Source organism: Allobosea sp. (assembly GCF_051860145.1).
Taxonomy (GTDB): Bacteria; Pseudomonadota; Alphaproteobacteria; order Rhizobiales; family Beijerinckiaceae; genus Allobosea.
This window is the reverse complement of sequence record NZ_JBHYEM010000005.1, coordinates 306465-320648: the sequence shown is the minus strand read 5'-3', so window position 1 is coordinate 320648 and position 14184 is coordinate 306465. Positions and strand designations below refer to the sequence as shown.

The window sequence follows — 14184 nt, the reverse complement described above, 5'->3', positions numbered from 1 at the left end:
CTCGGATGAGGACGGCATGGAATCCATCTATTACTCGATCACCTATGCCTGCCACCGCAAATGCGTGCATTGCTACGAGGACCGGTTCCGTCCCTATGTCCGCAATGCGCTCGGCGATGTCGTCGGCCAGACCATGGAAACCTGGCCCCGCGTCGTCGAGAACCTGCCGGAGCGGATGACCTATCTCGACCTGGAGCAGCCGGTGGCCGGCGGTGGCTGGCAGGAGCGCCGCGGCCGCATCATCCTCTCGGGCGGCGAGGTCCTGATCGACCCGATCCGCGAGTCCGCGCTCTATCCGCTGCTCGACGCCTTGCGCGAGCGCTATGCCGCCAAGGGCGGCGTCAATGTCGTGGTGCAGACGACGGGTGATCTCGTCACCGAGACGATCATTCACGAGCTCGTCGCGCGTGGCGTCTGGATGATCTCGGTTTCCGGGATGGACGATTTCCATGTCGGCATGGAGGGCGCCAAGCGCGACCCGCTCAAGGAGCGGCTGATCGCCTGGTTCGAGGCGGCCGGCATGCAGCGCTCCGGCTTGCAGCACGAGACGCGCAAATGGCACGAGGAGGATGGGCCGCTCTACTCCTTCTTCGGCGCCACACCCGATGCCTGGATCGGCAGGCTCTGGCCACGCGGCCGCGCCTGGAAGAACGGGCTTTCGACCGCGACCATGGCCGATAATTTCTGCAACCGCTGGTCCGGCGGGCTGAACTTCCTGAACCACCGCTACTCAGGCTCGGAAGTCGCGATCGATGCCGCCGGCGATGTCTATCCCTGCTGCATGAAGACGAAGCTGCCGATCGGCAACCTGACGCAGGAGCCGCTCGAACCCATGCTCGATTCGCTCGTTGGTCATCCGGTGTACGAGGCGATCAATGCCGGCCATCCCGAACGCATGGGGCTGGCCCATGGCTGGGATCTCGATACCTATCTCGCGAAATCGCAAACGATCCAGCCCAAGGGCGGCGAGTACCGCAATCTCTGCATCGGCTGCGACCGCTTCCACGAGGAGGTGCTCGGGCCGGTCATCGCGCGCCTTCGCGAGGAGCGGCTGGCGCGCGGACGACGGATGGCGGCGGAATGAACCTGTCGTCATTGCGAGCGCAGCGAAGCAATCCAGGGGCTTCACGCACTCCCTCCTGGATTGCTTCGTCGCTCCGCTCCTCGCAATGACGCTGACTGCCGATGGAAATGCTCGACATGCCGGGAGCCCGCTCATGATCACCCGCCGCACCGCGCTGCGCCTTGTCGCTCTTGCCGGGGCGGCCGGCCTGACCTCGCCCTTGCAGGCGCGTGCCAGGGATATCGCCGCCGACTGGCCGGGCATCCTCGAGCGCGCGAAGGGGCAGACCGTCTATTTCAACGCCTGGGCCGGCGACGAGCGCACCAATGCCTTCATCGCCTGGGCCGGCGAGGAGCTGAAGCGCGCCCATGGCGTCATCATCAACCATGTCCGCCTGCGCGACACCGCCGAGGCCGTCACCCGCGTCGTCGCCGAGAAACAGGCGGGCCGCGACAAGGATGGCAGCGTCGACCTGATCTGGATCAACGGCCCGAATTTCCTGGCGATGAAGCAGCAGGGCCTGCTCTACGGCCCCTTCGCCGAGGCCCTGCCGAACTGGCGCTATGTCGACACCACGAAGAAGCGCTCGAACATCGTCGATTTCACTGTGCCGGTGGAAGGGCTCGCCGCGCCCTGGCGGTTGGCGCAGGTCGTCTATCTCTATGACAGCGCCCGCACGCGTCGCGAGAGCCTGCCGATTTCCGTGCCGGCGATGCTGGGCTGGGCAAAGGCCAATCCGGGCCGACTCACGCACCCGACCATCGGCAATTTCCTCGGCTCGACCTTCCTGAAACAGGCGCTCTACGAGCTCGCGCCCAATCCCGAGATCCTCGACCGGGCCGCTGACGATGCGAGTTTCGCGATGGTGACCGCACCGCTCTGGGCCTGGTACGACGAATTGCGGCCCAATCTCTGGCGCCAGGGCAGGGAGTTTCCCGAGACCGGCCCGGCGCAGCGGCAGCTCTTGGTCGACGGCGAGATCGATTTTTACATCTCCTTCAATCCGGCCGAGGCCGCGACCGGCATCGCCAACCGCCAATTGCCGGACAGCGCGCGCGTCTTCGTGCTGGAGCGGGGCACGATCGGCAACAGCTCCTTCGTCGCGATCCCCTACAACGCCGCCCATGCCGAGGCGGCGATGGTGGCCGCCGATTTCCTGCTCGCGCCGGCGACCCAGGCGCGGGCGCAGGACCCGCGCCAGATGGGCAATTTCACCGTGCTCGATCTCGACAAGCTCTCGGCCGAGCAGCAGGCGCTGTTCGCCCGTCCCGACGGCATGCCCGCGCTGCCGACCAATGCCGAGCTCGGCATCGTGCTGCCCGAGCCGCATCCCTCCTGGATGACGCGCATCACGGCGGAATGGGAGAAGCGCTATGTCCGCTGAGATGGTGGCGCGCCCGGTGGCGACGATCTCGCGATGAGCGGCGCGGCGCAGCCGTGATCAGCGTGGTGATGCCGATATTGAACGCCGCGGCCGGACTCGATGCGGCGCTCGCGCAATTCGCGGGGGCACGCGCCGCGAGGCTCGTCGGCGAGATCATCGTCAGCGATGGCGGCTCGCGGGACGACGGCCTCCGGATCGCCGAGGCAGCCGGAGCCCTGGTGGTTGCCGGCTCTCCGGGACGCGGCGGCCAGCTCGCGCGCGGCGCCGCGAGCGCGACCGGCGACTGGCTCCTCTTCATCCATGCCGACACGCTGCTGGGCGAAGGCTGGATGCCGGCCGTTGAGAATTTCATCGCAAACGAGGGCGAGAACGCGGCCACCGCCTTCACCTTCGCGCTGGATGACGACGCGCCGGCCGCGCGGCGGCTGGAACGCGTCGTCGCCTGGCGCTGCCGCGCCTTATCGCTGCCTTACGGCGACCAGGGCCTGCTGATCTCGCGCCGGCTCCATGACGAGCTCGGCGGTTATCGCCCGCTGCCTCTGATGGAGGATGTCGATCTCGTCCGGCGCATCGGCAAGGCGAGGCTGCACATCCTCCCCGTTCGCGCCGTCACCAGCGCCGCGCGCTATCGTCGCGACGGCTATTTGCGGCGCAGCCTGCGCAACCTGTCCTGCCTCGCGCTCTATTTTGCCGGCGTGCCGATCCGGCTCATCGCGAAACTCTACGGCTGAGCGATGGTCCCCACCTTGATCGTCATGGTGAAGGCGCCGCTCGCCGGCCGGATCAAGACCCGGCTGGCGCGCGAGGTCGGGGCGGTCGAGGCCGTCCGCTTCTACCGGGCCGCCACTGCCGCGCTGCTGCGGCGTGTCGGCTTCGACCGGCGCTGGCGCACGCTGCTCGCGGTCGATCCACCCCGAGCCATTGGCGCAACCTTCTGGCCCGTCGGGCTCGCCCGCTGCGCGCAGGGCCCGGGCGATCTTGGCGCGCGTATGCGCGATCTCCTCGCGCTGACGCGCGGTCCCATCGTCCTGATCGGGTCCGACATCCCCGGCATCGCGCCTGGCCATCTGAACGCTGCCTTTGCCGCGCTCCGCCATCATGACGCGGTTTTCGGCCCGGCGGAGGATGGCGGCTTCTGGCTCGTCGGCCTGCGCGCCGGATTCCGGCCGCGCCATCTCTTCGACGGCGTACGCTGGTCGAGCGAGCACGCACTCGCTGACACGCTCGCCAATCTCGCGGACGCCAGGGTGGCGCTGGTCGAAACGCTCTTCGACGTCGACGACGCCCGCGACTGGCGCCGCTGGAAACGCCTGCCGCTGCATGGCAGACCGGCATGATGCTGCGGCTCGTTCCGGCTCTGACCATTCTCGTCTTCCTGGCCCCCGTCCTCGTCGGGCTCGCCGGCACGCTTGCGCCTGCCTTCGGCTATCTGCCGGCGATCGGCGCCACGGAGATTTCGCTCGAGCCCTGGCGCACGCTCCTCGGCTGGCCCGGTTTCGCATCGTCGCTGAGGCTGACCGTGACGGTCGGGTTCCTGGCGAGCCTCCTGTCGCTGTTCGGCGCCGTGGCTCTCGTCGCGACGCTCTCGCATTCGCGGCGTTTCGCCCGGTTCCAGGCGCTGCTGACGCCACTCTTGGCCTCGCCCCACGCTTCGATCGCGCTCGGGCTCGCCTTCGTCCTGGCGCCGTCGGGCTGGATCGTCAGGCTGATCTCGCCCGAGCTGACAGGGTGGATGCGGCCGCCCGGCGATCTCGTCACGATCCGCGACCCCTATGGGCTGGCGCTGGTCTTCGGCCTCCTGACCAAGGAGATCCCCTATCTCGTGATCATGATCGCCGCAGCGCTCGGCCAGGTGCCGGCCGCGCGGCTGATCGCCGGCGCCCGCAGCATGGGCTATGCCCGCCACACCGCATGGCTGAAGCTGGTGTTGCCGCAGCTCTGGCCGCAGATCCGGCTGCCCTTCTACGCCGTGATCGCCTATTCGCTCTCGGTCGTCGACCAGGCGCTGGTACTGGGGCCGGGCAACCCGCCGCCGCTCGCCGTGCTCGCGACCCGCTGGTTCTCGGACTATGACCTCGCGCGCTACCTGCCGGCCGCGGCCGCCGGCATGCTTCAGCTCGGATTGGTCCTGGCTGGCCTCATCTTGTGCCGGCTCGGCGAAGTCCTGCTCTGCCGTTTCGGCCGGACCTGGGCGGAGCGCGGCGGCCGGCAGGGACTGGCCGACCGTTTGCTGCCGCTCGTGGCCGGCTTGGTTTGGCTCACGCTCGCGATCGGCCTCCTCGCCCTGCTGGCTCTCGCCCTGTGGTCCTTCACCGCAAGCTGGCCCTTCGGTGCGGCTTTGCCGCGATCCTGGAGCGTGGCGGCCTGGATGAGTTCATCGGATCGCCTCCTTGCCACGCTGGCGACCACGGTTGTGCTGGCGGCCGCGGCGACCGCGCTCGCGCTCCTTCTCTGCATCGGCTGCCTCGAGCATGAGGCGCGCAGCGCCCGCAAGCCGGGCAATGGCGTTCTCTGGCTGCTCTATGTGCCGCTGCTCGTGCCGCAGATCGCCTTCCTGTTCGGTCTCCAGGTCGCGCTCGTCCGGCTGCGGCTCGACGGCACGATGCTCGCCGTGATCTGGGCTCATCTGGTCTTCGTGCTGCCCTATGTCTTTCTCAGCCTGGCCGATCCCTGGCGGGCGCTCGACCCGCGCTATGCCCGCAGCGCCGCGAGCCTGGGCGCGTCGCCGGCGCGCATCTTCCTGAGCCTGAAGCTGCCGATGCTGCTGCGGCCGATCCTCGTCGCGGCCGCCGTCGGCATCGCCGTCAGCATCGGGCAATATCTCGCCACGGTCTTCGCCGGTGCAGGCCGCATCGCCACGATCACCACCGAGGCGCTGACGCTGGCGAGCGGTGCGGACCGCGCGACCATCGGCGTGCTCGGCTTGCTGCAGGCGCTGGTGCCCCTGGTCTGCTATGCCGTCGCGGTGATCGTTCCACGCATCATCTTCCGCAACCGGCGGGGCCTGGCATGACCGCGACCACGGCCCAGGCTCCGGCGCTCGTGCTCAGCCGGATCGTGATCCGGCTGGGGCCGGTGGCGCTGATCGACGGTCTCGATCTCGTGATTGCGCCGGGCACGGTCGCGACGGTCATGGGCCCGAGCGGATCGGGCAAGTCGAGCCTGCTTGCCTATGTCGCCGGTTTCCTCGACCGGCGGATTTTCCAGGCAAGCGGCGTGGTCTCGATAGACAATGCCGACGTCACTACGTTGAAGCCGCAGCAGCGCGGTCTTGGCCTGCTCTTTCAGGACGATCTGCTGTTCCCGCATCTGTCGGTCGCCGGCAATCTGCTTTTCGCCCTTCCGGAAACGGTGCGCGGACGCACTGAGCGCCGGGCGCAGGTCGATGAGGCTTTGGCGAGCGCCGATCTCGCCGGTTTTGGCGAGCGCGATCCCGCCACGCTCTCGGGCGGACAGCGCGCGCGGGTCGCGCTGATGCGCGTGCTGATCTCCCGGCCGCGGGCTCTGCTGCTCGACGAACCGTTCTCGAAGCTCGACAGCGTCCTGCGCGACCAGTTCCGCGCCATGGTCTTCGAGCAGGCGCGCCGGCGTGCCTTGCCGGTGCTGATGGTGACGCATGATCCGCAGGACGCCGAGGCGGCGGGCGGTCCCGTCATCAGCCTCTAGCGCCTGCTGCGCTCGCCCGAGCCCGACATGGACGCAGACCGGGGCGGCGTGGCCGCGGCCTGACCGCAAGCCCGGTCCTTGCTAAGCATCATGTCGCCAGCACCTGGACCGCCCGGCGGCGGTGCAGGTCACCCATCCGAGGATCGATCCCGCATGCGCGCCTTCTATCACCCCGACCAGTCGCTCCACGATCCGCAGCAATATATGCGCTTCGGCCGCATCGTTGCGCCGAAGGACTTGCCGGAGCGGACGGAGCAATTGCTCGGGGCGCTCGCCCGCCACGGCATCGCGCCCGAGCGTCCGGCGGCCCATGGCGTCGATCCGATCCTCAAGGTGCATAGCGAGGAGTTCGTGCGCTTCCTCGAGACGCTTTGGGAGCGCTGGCAGCAGCTTCCCGAGCGCGGCCCCGAAGCCTGGCCCAACACCTTCCCCTATTGGAGCGGCCGGGTCGACGAGGACGTTCGCCCGCCCTGCCGCCCGACCGGGATCGTCGGGCAGCTCGGCTGGTTCCTCGGCGATCTCTCGGTGCCGGTCGGCGAGCATTGCTGGATCTCGACGCTGCGCTCGGCCGAGACCGCCGTCACCGGCGCCGATGCGATCCTCGCGGGCGAACGCGCGATCTATGCGCTCTGCCGACCGTCCGGGCACCATGCCCGCGCCGACCGCGCCACCGGCTTCTGCTACATCAACAACACGGCTGTCGCCGCTCAGCGGCTGCGCTCGAAATTCGGCAAGGTCGCGATCCTCGATGTCGACGCTCATCATGGCGACGGCACGCAGCAGATCTTCTATCGCCGCGACGATGTGCTGACGATCTCGGTCCATGCCGATCCGGCGAACTACTATCCGTTCTACACCGGCTATGAGGACGAGCGAGGCAACGGGCCGGGCGAGGGCTTCAATCTCAACCTGCCGCTCGCCCATGGCGCGGGCGGCGCGGAGATGGAGGCGGCGGTCGATCGCGCCGGCCGCGCCATCCGCGATTTCGGCGCGCAGGCGATCGTCCTCGCGCTCGGCTACGACGCGCATAAGGACGACCCGATCGGCGTGCTCAAGCTTGAGGCCGTCGATTTCGGCACGATCGGCCGGCAGGTCAGGGCGATGGGCCTGCCGACCCTGGTGGTGCAGGAGGGCGGCTACGCGATCGAGGCGATCGGCGGCTGCCTGGATGCGTTTTTGGGCGAGTTCAAGGGATAGCTTCCTTCTCCCCTCGGGGGAGAAGGTCCCGGCAGGGGGATGAGGGCGCTTCGACCGGGTGCGCCATCCTTCCCTCATCCGTCAGCGCTACGCGCTGCCACCTTCTCCCCCGAGGGGAGAAGGGCAGGCCTTCGCCTCAGATCACTGCCTCGATCAGGAACGGGCCCTTCCGCGACAGCGCGCCCTGGAACAGCTTGGTGAACTCCTCGGCCGTCGTCGCGCGGGCCGCTTCGACGCCCATGCCGCGCGCCATCGCGACCCAGTCCAGCGCCGGCTCGTCGAGATTGAGCATCAGCTTGGCGTTGCGGCCGAAATCATTGACGCCGACGGCGCGCATCTCGCCATGCAGGATCTGGTAGGTGCGGTTGGCGAAGATCACCGTGACGACGTCGAGATTCTCGCGCGCCTGCGTCCACAACCCCTGCACCGTGTACATGCCGGACCCGTCGGCCTGCATGCCGATGACCTTGCGGTCGGGGCAGGCGACGGCCGCGCCGATCGCGAGCGGAATGCCTTCGCCGATCGCGCCGCCGGTGAGCTGGATGTAGTCGTGCTGCGGGGCGTTGGCGCATTGCTGGTAGAAGACGCGGCCCGACGAGACCGATTCGTCGCAGACGATGCTGTTCTCGGGCAGCAGGCTCGCGACGATCGTGCAGACCTTGTCGGCGTCGAGCGCGCCGGTGGGCAGCGCAGCCGTCTCGCCGCGCGGCTGGGCGATATAGGCGGGCTCGGCCCGGCGCGCGCCGAGCTCGTCCGCCAGCATCTCGAGCGCCAGCGGCAGGTCGTCGCCGATCTCGGCGAGCGTCACCACCGCGCACCTGTCCTGGATCAGGCGGCCGGGCTTGCCGGGATAGGCGAAGAAGCCGACCGGCACCTTGGCGCCGACCAGCACCAGGAGGTCGATCTCCTTGAGCTGCTCGACCGCGATATCGACGGGGTAGGGCACTTTCGGCAGGGCGACGCGGCCGGCGCCGCGCTCGACGCGTCCGTTCGACATCTGCCCGAAGACGCGCGCGCCGGTGGCGGCGCAGATCCGCGCCGCCAATTCCATCGGCCCCTCGCGCAGCGCCATGTTGGTCATCATCAGCGCGGCGCGCTTGCCGTGCTTGCGCAAGGCCGCCGCAACCTCGGCCACCGCGCCGGCATCAATCGACTTCAGTTTCGGCACGGCCGTGGGCGAAAGTTTCGCGGGCTCGACGCTGCCCCAGGCGCAGTCGGCCGGCAGGATCACCGTGGTGACGCCGGGCAGCGACAGCGAGGCGGCATAGGCCTCGCCGATCGCCGGCCCGACATCCTCCGGCGTGGCGATGCGGCGGACGAAATGCGACATCGGCCGGGCCAGGCTTTCGATATCGCTGGTCAGCGGCGCGTCATGGACGAGGTGATAAGTTGCGTGGTCGCCGACGACATTGATCATCGGGGTCCAGGCCCGGCGGGCATTGTGCATGTTGGCGAGCGCGTTCGCCATGCCCGGCCCGCAATGCAGCAGCGTCGCCGCCGGCTTGTCGGCCATGCGGGCATAGCCGTCGGCCGCGCCCGTCACCACGCCTTCGAACAGGCCCAGCACGCAGCGCATCTCCGGCTTGCGGTCGAGCGCCGCGACGAAATGCATTTCGGAGGTGCCGGGATTGGCGAAGCAGACATCGACATCGTTGACGAGAAGCGTGTCGCAAAGGCGGTCGGCGCCGTTCATGGGGAAAACCTCGTGGGGAGATGCGCGGCGCGCGGGACGGCAGCGAGGGGAACGGAAGCGTCGCCTGCTGTCAAACAAGAGAAATTTATCGCCTTCGTTCAGGAAACTGATCGCCGCCTTGACGGATTTGCATATGCATTTAACCTGCCTTGGAACGAAGGTTGCATCCCGCCGCGGATGAGGCTGCGATAGCCTCGGCACCACGGCGTGAACGCAAGCACAGCAGGGGAAGACGGATCATGACGGGTTTGAAGCGTTTTGGGGCGGCCGGCTTCGGCGTCGCGGCCCTTGTCCTGGCCGGTGCCGCGCAGGCGCAGACCAAGGTCTCGATCGGCATCTCCGGCTGGACCGGCTTCGCGCCGCTGGTGCTCGCCAAGGAGGCCGGCATCTTCGCCAAGAACGGCCTCGACGTGACGATCAAGAAGATCCCGCAGAAGGACCGTCACCTCGCCATGGCCTCGGGCGACATCCAATGCGCCGCGACGACCGTCGAGACCTGGATCGTCTGGGACGCCGCCGGCATCAAGACCAAGCAGATCTTCCAGCTCGACAAGAGCTATGGCGCCGACGGCATGGCGGTGCGCAGCGCGACCGGCTCGATCAAGGAGCTCAAGGGCAAGACGGTCGCAGCCTCGGCGCCCGGCACCTCGCCCTATTTCGCGCTGGCCTGGTTCCTCAAGGAAAACGGCATGTCGGTGAAGGACGTCACCGTGGTCAACATGGAGCCCGGCCCGGCGGCGCAGGCCTTCATCGCCGGCCAGAACGACGCGGCGATGACCTACGAGCCCTATCTCTCCGCCGTGCGCGACAAGCCCGACGCCGGCAAGATCATCGCGACCACGCTCGACTATCCGATGGTGATGGACACCTTCGGCTGCACGCCGGCCTTCATCGCGGCCAACGAGGACGCCGTGAAGGGGCTGACCAAGAGCTATTTCGAGGCCGTCGCCATGATCAAGTCCGACCAGGCCAAGGCCTATGGCATCATGGGCGCCGACGTGAAGCAGACCGGCGAGCAGTTCGGCAAGTCGGCCGGCTTCCTGCGCTGGTCGGATGCCGAGGGCAACAAGGCGTTCTTCGCCGGCGAATGGCAGGCCTTCACCGCCAAGGCTGCCGACCTGCTGCTCGAGATCGGCCTGATCAAGTCGAAGCCCGATATCAACGCGCTGGTCGATACGCGCTTCGTCACGGCCGGTGCGATGTGACGATCCTGCCGGACGTGCTGGCGCCGCGTCTCGGAATCGTCTTCTGCGGAACCCAGGCCGGGCGGGTCTCGGCCTTGCGGGGCGCCTATTATGCCGGTCCGGGAAACAGGTTCTGGCCGGTGCTGCACGCGGTCGGGCTTGTCCCCCGGCAATTGCGCCCGGAGGAATTCTCTTGCCTGCCCGAGTATGGGATTGGCCTCACCGATGTCGCCAAGACGACATCGGGGCCGGACACCGCGCTCCTGCCTGCTCATTTCGATGTTGAAGGATTCCTGATGAAGATGCGTGCGGCCGCTCCGGCCTTCATCGCCTTCAACGGCAAGCGGGCGGCCCAGGCCGTGCTCGGCCTGCCGGGCCCGCGGATCTTCTATGGCCGACAGCCCGTCGACGTTGCCGGCTGCGCGGCTTTCGTGCTGCCATCCACCTCCGGCGCCGCCTCGGGCTTCTGGTCGATCGCGCCGTGGCGGGACCTGGCAGTGGCCTGCCGCGCGCAGCAGGCGGCCTGACGATGAAGCCGCTTCAGCCGGTCTCGGCACCCTCCCGCATCGGGCTCGGGCTCGCCTTCTTCGCGCTCTTCGTCGCGCTCTGGTCAGTCGCGACCTTCGGCGGCTATGTCCAGCGCCTGTTCCTGGCCGATCCGCTGACCATGGTCGGCGAGGGCTACAAGCTGCTGGTCGAATACGGCTTCGCCTTCGATATCGGCATGACGATCTGGCGGGTCATCGGCGGTTTCGTGCTCGCCGTCATCGTGGCGCTGCCGCTCGGCATCATGATGGGCGCCTACAAGCCGATCGAGGCCTTTTTCGAGCCCTTCGTCTCCTTCGCGCGCTATTTGCCGGCTTCGGCCTTCATTCCGCTGCTGATCCTCTGGGCCGGCATCGGCGAGACCCAGAAGCTGCTGGTCATCTTCATCGGCTCGGTCTTCCAGCTCATCCTGATGATCGCGGTGGCGGTCGGCTCGATCCGGCGCGACCTCGTCGACGCCGCCTATACGCTCGGCGCCGGCGATCGCTCGGTCGTGCTGCGCGTGCTCCTGCCCAACGCCGCCCCCGAGATCGCCGAGATCCTGCGCATGGTGCTCGGCTGGGCCTGGACCTATGTCATCGTCGCCGAGCTGATCGGCTCCTCGTCTGGCATCGGCCACATGATCACCGACAGCCAGGCCCTGCTGAACACCGGGCAGATCATCTTCGGCATCATCGTCATCGGCCTGATCGGGCTGATCTCGGATTTCCTGTTCAAGGCGGTCAACCAGCGCCTGTTCCCCTGGGCCGCCAAATGAGCAAGCTCGTCATCGACAATGTCGGCAAGTCGTTTCCGGGGCGCCATGGCGGCCAGGCGACACGGGCCCTGCTGCCGACCTCGCTCAGCGTCGGCGACAACGACTTCATCACCATCCTCGGCCCCTCGGGCTGCGGGAAATCCACGCTGCTGCGCATGATCGGCGGTCTGGAGACACCGAGCGAGGGCCGCATCCTGCTCGATGGCGAGCCGGTCACCGGGCCGGGCGCCGATCGCGGCTTCGTCTTCCAGAGCTACACGCTCTTCCCGTGGCTGACGGTGGCGCAGAACATCGCCTTCGGCCTGCGCGAGAAGGGCATGGCGGAAGCCGAGCGGCTGAAGCTCGCTGCCGACTGGGCCGGCCGCATCGGCCTCAAGGGCTTCGAGAACCACTTTCCGAAGCAGCTTTCGGGCGGCATGCAGCAGCGCACGGCGATCGCCCGCGCGCTTGCCAACGACCCCAAGATCCTGCTGCTCGACGAGCCCTTCGGCGCGCTCGACAACCAGACCCGCGCCTTGATGCAGGAAATGCTGCTCGGCATCTGGGAACGCGAGCGGAAGACCGTGCTCTTCGTCACGCATGACGTCGAGGAGGCGATCTTCATGGCCTCGCGCGTCGTCGTCATCAGCGCCCGGCCCGGCCGCATCAAGGCCGATATCCCGGTCTCGCTGCCGCATCCGCGGCCCTACACCATCAAGACGAGCCCGGAATTCGTCGCGCTCAAGGAACGGCTGGTCGAGGAGATCCGGGCGGAGGTGATGGCCAGCGCAGCCTGAGCGCCGTTGACTCGCCGCCGGTATGGTGGTTCGCTCTCTCCCAATTGGCCTGACCACATGGCCAAATGACCTCGGCAGGAGCCGGGGCGGGATGGGACCGGGGAGTGACACGTGCCGCTCGAAGCCGTCGAGTCGCCGCGCCTTTATCGTCAGATCGCCGATCAGCTGCGCCATCTCATGGACCGGCGCGAATATCCCGTGGGCGGCCGTCTGCCGCCCGAACGCGAACTCGCCGAGAAGCTCGGCGTCTCGCGCCCCTCAGTACGCGAGGCCTTGATCGCGCTCGAGGTCGAGGGCCGGGTGCGCATCCGCATGGGCTCGGGCGTCTATGTCGTCGATCCGCCGCGGGCCGCGCCGTCTGCGATCCTCGTCGCCGACGATGCGCCGGAGGGGCCTTTCGAGGTCCTGAAGGCGCGCGAGCTGGTCGAGAGCGCCGTCTGCGCCGAAGCCGGGCCTCAGGCGAGTGGCGCCGATATCGCGCGGCTGGACGAGATCTTGCTGCAAATGAAGGAAGCCTGTCTCTCGAGCGACGAACTGGTCGCGCTCGACCGGGCCTTCCATGCCACGATCGCCGGGATCCTCGGCAATGCGGTGCTGGTCCGCTTCGTCGGAACCTTGTTCGACCAGCGCATCAACCCGTACTTCCGGCAGCTTGCGAGCTACTTTGAGAATGCCGGCTCCTGGCGGGCCGCCGTCGCCGAGCACAGGGCGATCCGCGATGCGCTCGCCGCCGGCTCCGGCGAGGCCGCGAGCGTGGCGATGCGGCGGCATTTGCGGCGCTCGCAGGAGCGCTTTTCACAAAGTTTCGGAGACGGCGTTTCAACTGGGCAGGAGAGCGTCGACGCCTGCCCGGCCAGCAAGAACTGACGCGGAACCAGTTTTTAAGTCCATGGGAGGACAGCAGATGAAGACCTATCTCACCCTGGCCGCGGCGGCCGCCGCCGGCCTTCTCCTCGCCGGTGCACCGGCGCAGGCGCAGACCAAGCTGAAATGGGCCCATGTCTACGAGACCGTTGAACCCTTCCACACCGAGTCGGTCTGGGCCGCCGAGGAGATCAAGAAGCGCACCAACGGCAAATACGAGATCACGGTCTATCCGGCTTCGCAGCTCGGCAAGGAGACCGACATCAACCAGGGCCTGACGCTCGGCACGGTCGACATGATCATCTCCGGATCGAGCTTCGCGGCCCGCAGCTACCCGCCGATCGGCGTGACCTATTATCCCTTCATCTTCCGCGGCCCCGACCATCTGCTCTCCTATGTGAAGAGCGACGTCTTCAAGGAGATGGCGAACGGCTATCAGGAGAAGACCGGCCACCAGATCCTGGCTGTGACCTATTACGGCACGCGCCACACCACCTCGAACAAGCCGATCAAGACCTGCGCCGACATGAAGGGCCTGAAGATCCGCGTGCCCGACGTGCCGGCCTATCTCGCCATGCCGCGCGCCTGCGGCGCCAACACCACGCCGATCGCCTTCGCCGAGGTCTATCTCGCCCTCCAGAACGGCACGGTCGAGGCGCAGGAGAACCCGCTCAACACCATCGACGCCAAGAAGTTCTACGAGGTCCAGAAGCACATCGTGCTGACCGGCCACATCGTCGACCATCTCAACACGGTCGTCGCCAAGCAGCTCTGGGACAAGCTCTCGCCCGAGGACCGCAAGATCTTCACCGACGTCGCCCAGGAGGCGGCCGAGCGCGCCACCAAGAAGATCCAGGCCGACGAGACCAAGCTGGTCCAGGTCTTCAAGGACAAGGGGCTCTCGGTCACGGAGATCGACAAGGCCGACTTCCTCGCCTCCGTGCAGAAGAACGTGACCTTCGAGCAGTACGGCTATCGCAAGGCCGACTGGGAACGCATCCAGGCGATCAAGTGAGCTGACTGCAACCCTCGTCATGCTCGGGCTCGTCCCGAG

At 67.7% G+C, this 14184-nt stretch carries 14 protein-coding genes; 13 read left to right on the top strand and 1 reads right to left on the bottom strand.

Annotation, left to right across the window (positions count from 1 at the left end):
• Positions 1–16: 16 nt before the first annotated feature.
• The 7 genes from ACTIF2_RS11610 (at position 17) to ACTIF2_RS11580 (ending at position 7310) form a co-directional block, all read left to right on the top strand.
• Positions 17–1084: a radical SAM/SPASM domain-containing protein gene (locus tag ACTIF2_RS11610; protein WP_439497219.1), complete on the top strand. Its 1068-nt coding sequence runs from the start codon at positions 17–19 to the stop codon at positions 1082–1084.
• Positions 1085–1217: 133 nt separating this feature from the next.
• Positions 1218–2447 (top strand): ABC transporter substrate-binding protein, encoded by a 1230-nt coding sequence (locus ACTIF2_RS11605; protein WP_439497218.1) that lies wholly within the window; start codon positions 1218–1220, stop codon positions 2445–2447.
• A gap of 68 nt (positions 2448–2515) precedes the next feature.
• Complete coding sequence (locus ACTIF2_RS11600) at positions 2516–3178, top strand: TIGR04283 family arsenosugar biosynthesis glycosyltransferase (protein ID WP_439497217.1); 663 nt, start codon at positions 2516–2518, stop codon at positions 3176–3178.
• A 3-nt stretch (positions 3179–3181) separates the two neighbouring features.
• Entirely contained in the window at positions 3182–3784 is a 603-nt protein-coding gene (locus tag ACTIF2_RS11595; RefSeq protein ID WP_439497216.1) for a TIGR04282 family arsenosugar biosynthesis glycosyltransferase, read from the top strand.
• Positions 3781–5460, top strand: coding sequence for an ABC transporter permease (locus tag ACTIF2_RS11590; RefSeq protein WP_439497215.1), 1680 nt, complete (start codon positions 3781–3783; stop codon positions 5458–5460). Before ACTIF2_RS11595 ends, ACTIF2_RS11590 begins: the two co-directional genes overlap by 4 nt.
• A complete protein-coding gene (locus tag ACTIF2_RS11585; RefSeq protein ID WP_439497214.1) occupies positions 5457–6113 on the top strand; it encodes an ATP-binding cassette domain-containing protein in 657 nt (218 codons plus the stop codon). The genes ACTIF2_RS11590 and ACTIF2_RS11585 overlap by 4 nt, the downstream gene beginning before the upstream one ends.
• A gap of 153 nt (positions 6114–6266) precedes the next feature.
• Entirely contained in the window at positions 6267–7310 is a 1044-nt protein-coding gene (locus ACTIF2_RS11580; protein WP_439497213.1) for a histone deacetylase family protein, read from the top strand.
• Positions 7311–7446: 136 nt separating this feature from the next.
• Here ACTIF2_RS11580 and ACTIF2_RS11575 read toward each other — a convergent pair whose 3' ends face one another.
• On the bottom strand, positions 7447–9003 hold the full coding sequence (locus ACTIF2_RS11575; protein WP_439497212.1) for an acetolactate synthase large subunit: 1557 nt from the start codon (positions 9001–9003) through the stop codon (positions 7447–7449).
• 239 nt (positions 9004–9242) lie between these two features.
• Between ACTIF2_RS11575 and ACTIF2_RS11570 the strand changes: the two genes are divergently transcribed.
• The 6 genes from ACTIF2_RS11570 (at position 9243) to ACTIF2_RS11545 (ending at position 14145) form a co-directional block, all read left to right on the top strand.
• Positions 9243–10208 (top strand): ABC transporter substrate-binding protein, encoded by a 966-nt coding sequence (locus ACTIF2_RS11570; RefSeq protein WP_439497211.1) that lies wholly within the window; start codon positions 9243–9245, stop codon positions 10206–10208.
• Entirely contained in the window at positions 10205–10714 is a 510-nt protein-coding gene (locus ACTIF2_RS11565) for a mismatch-specific DNA-glycosylase (RefSeq protein ID WP_439497210.1), read from the top strand. The genes ACTIF2_RS11570 and ACTIF2_RS11565 overlap by 4 nt, the downstream gene beginning before the upstream one ends.
• A 2-nt stretch (positions 10715–10716) precedes the next feature.
• Positions 10717–11490, top strand: coding sequence for an ABC transporter permease (locus ACTIF2_RS11560; RefSeq protein ID WP_439497209.1), 774 nt, complete (start codon positions 10717–10719; stop codon positions 11488–11490).
• Positions 11487–12266: an ABC transporter ATP-binding protein gene (locus ACTIF2_RS11555; RefSeq protein WP_439497208.1), complete on the top strand. Its 780-nt coding sequence runs from the start codon at positions 11487–11489 to the stop codon at positions 12264–12266. The genes ACTIF2_RS11560 and ACTIF2_RS11555 overlap by 4 nt, the downstream gene beginning before the upstream one ends.
• A gap of 111 nt (positions 12267–12377) precedes the next feature.
• The gene (locus tag ACTIF2_RS11550) at positions 12378–13133 is read left to right on the top strand and encodes a FadR/GntR family transcriptional regulator (protein ID WP_439497207.1); all 756 of its coding nucleotides are present in this window, start codon (positions 12378–12380) and stop codon (positions 13131–13133) included.
• Positions 13134–13170: 37 nt separating this feature from the next.
• The gene (locus ACTIF2_RS11545; protein ID WP_439497206.1) at positions 13171–14145 is read left to right on the top strand and encodes a sialic acid TRAP transporter substrate-binding protein SiaP; all 975 of its coding nucleotides are present in this window, start codon (positions 13171–13173) and stop codon (positions 14143–14145) included.
• Positions 14146–14184: the final 39 nt, after the last annotated feature.

Excerpts from the sequence above, each read along its gene's own strand:
- ACTIF2_RS11610 (WP_439497219.1), top strand. The coding sequence starts at position 17 with ATGGAATCCATCTATTACTCGATCACCTATGCCTGCCACCGCAAATGC.
- ACTIF2_RS11605 (WP_439497218.1), top strand. The coding sequence starts at position 1,218 with ATGATCACCCGCCGCACCGCGCTGCGCCTTGTCGCTCTTGCCGGGGCG.
- ACTIF2_RS11600 (WP_439497217.1), top strand. The coding sequence starts at position 2,516 with ATGCCGATATTGAACGCCGCGGCCGGACTCGATGCGGCGCTCGCGCAA.
- ACTIF2_RS11595 (WP_439497216.1), top strand. The coding sequence starts at position 3,182 with ATGGTCCCCACCTTGATCGTCATGGTGAAGGCGCCGCTCGCCGGCCGG.
- ACTIF2_RS11590 (WP_439497215.1), top strand. The coding sequence starts at position 3,781 with ATGATGCTGCGGCTCGTTCCGGCTCTGACCATTCTCGTCTTCCTGGCC.
- ACTIF2_RS11585 (WP_439497214.1), top strand. The coding sequence starts at position 5,457 with ATGACCGCGACCACGGCCCAGGCTCCGGCGCTCGTGCTCAGCCGGATC.
- ACTIF2_RS11580 (WP_439497213.1), top strand. The coding sequence starts at position 6,267 with ATGCGCGCCTTCTATCACCCCGACCAGTCGCTCCACGATCCGCAGCAA.
- ACTIF2_RS11575 (WP_439497212.1), bottom strand. The coding sequence starts at position 9,003 with ATGAACGGCGCCGACCGCCTTTGCGACACGCTTCTCGTCAACGATGTC.
- ACTIF2_RS11570 (WP_439497211.1), top strand. The coding sequence starts at position 9,243 with ATGACGGGTTTGAAGCGTTTTGGGGCGGCCGGCTTCGGCGTCGCGGCC.
- ACTIF2_RS11560 (WP_439497209.1), top strand. The coding sequence starts at position 10,717 with ATGAAGCCGCTTCAGCCGGTCTCGGCACCCTCCCGCATCGGGCTCGGG.
- ACTIF2_RS11555 (WP_439497208.1), top strand. The coding sequence starts at position 11,487 with ATGAGCAAGCTCGTCATCGACAATGTCGGCAAGTCGTTTCCGGGGCGC.
- ACTIF2_RS11545 (WP_439497206.1), top strand. The coding sequence starts at position 13,171 with ATGAAGACCTATCTCACCCTGGCCGCGGCGGCCGCCGCCGGCCTTCTC.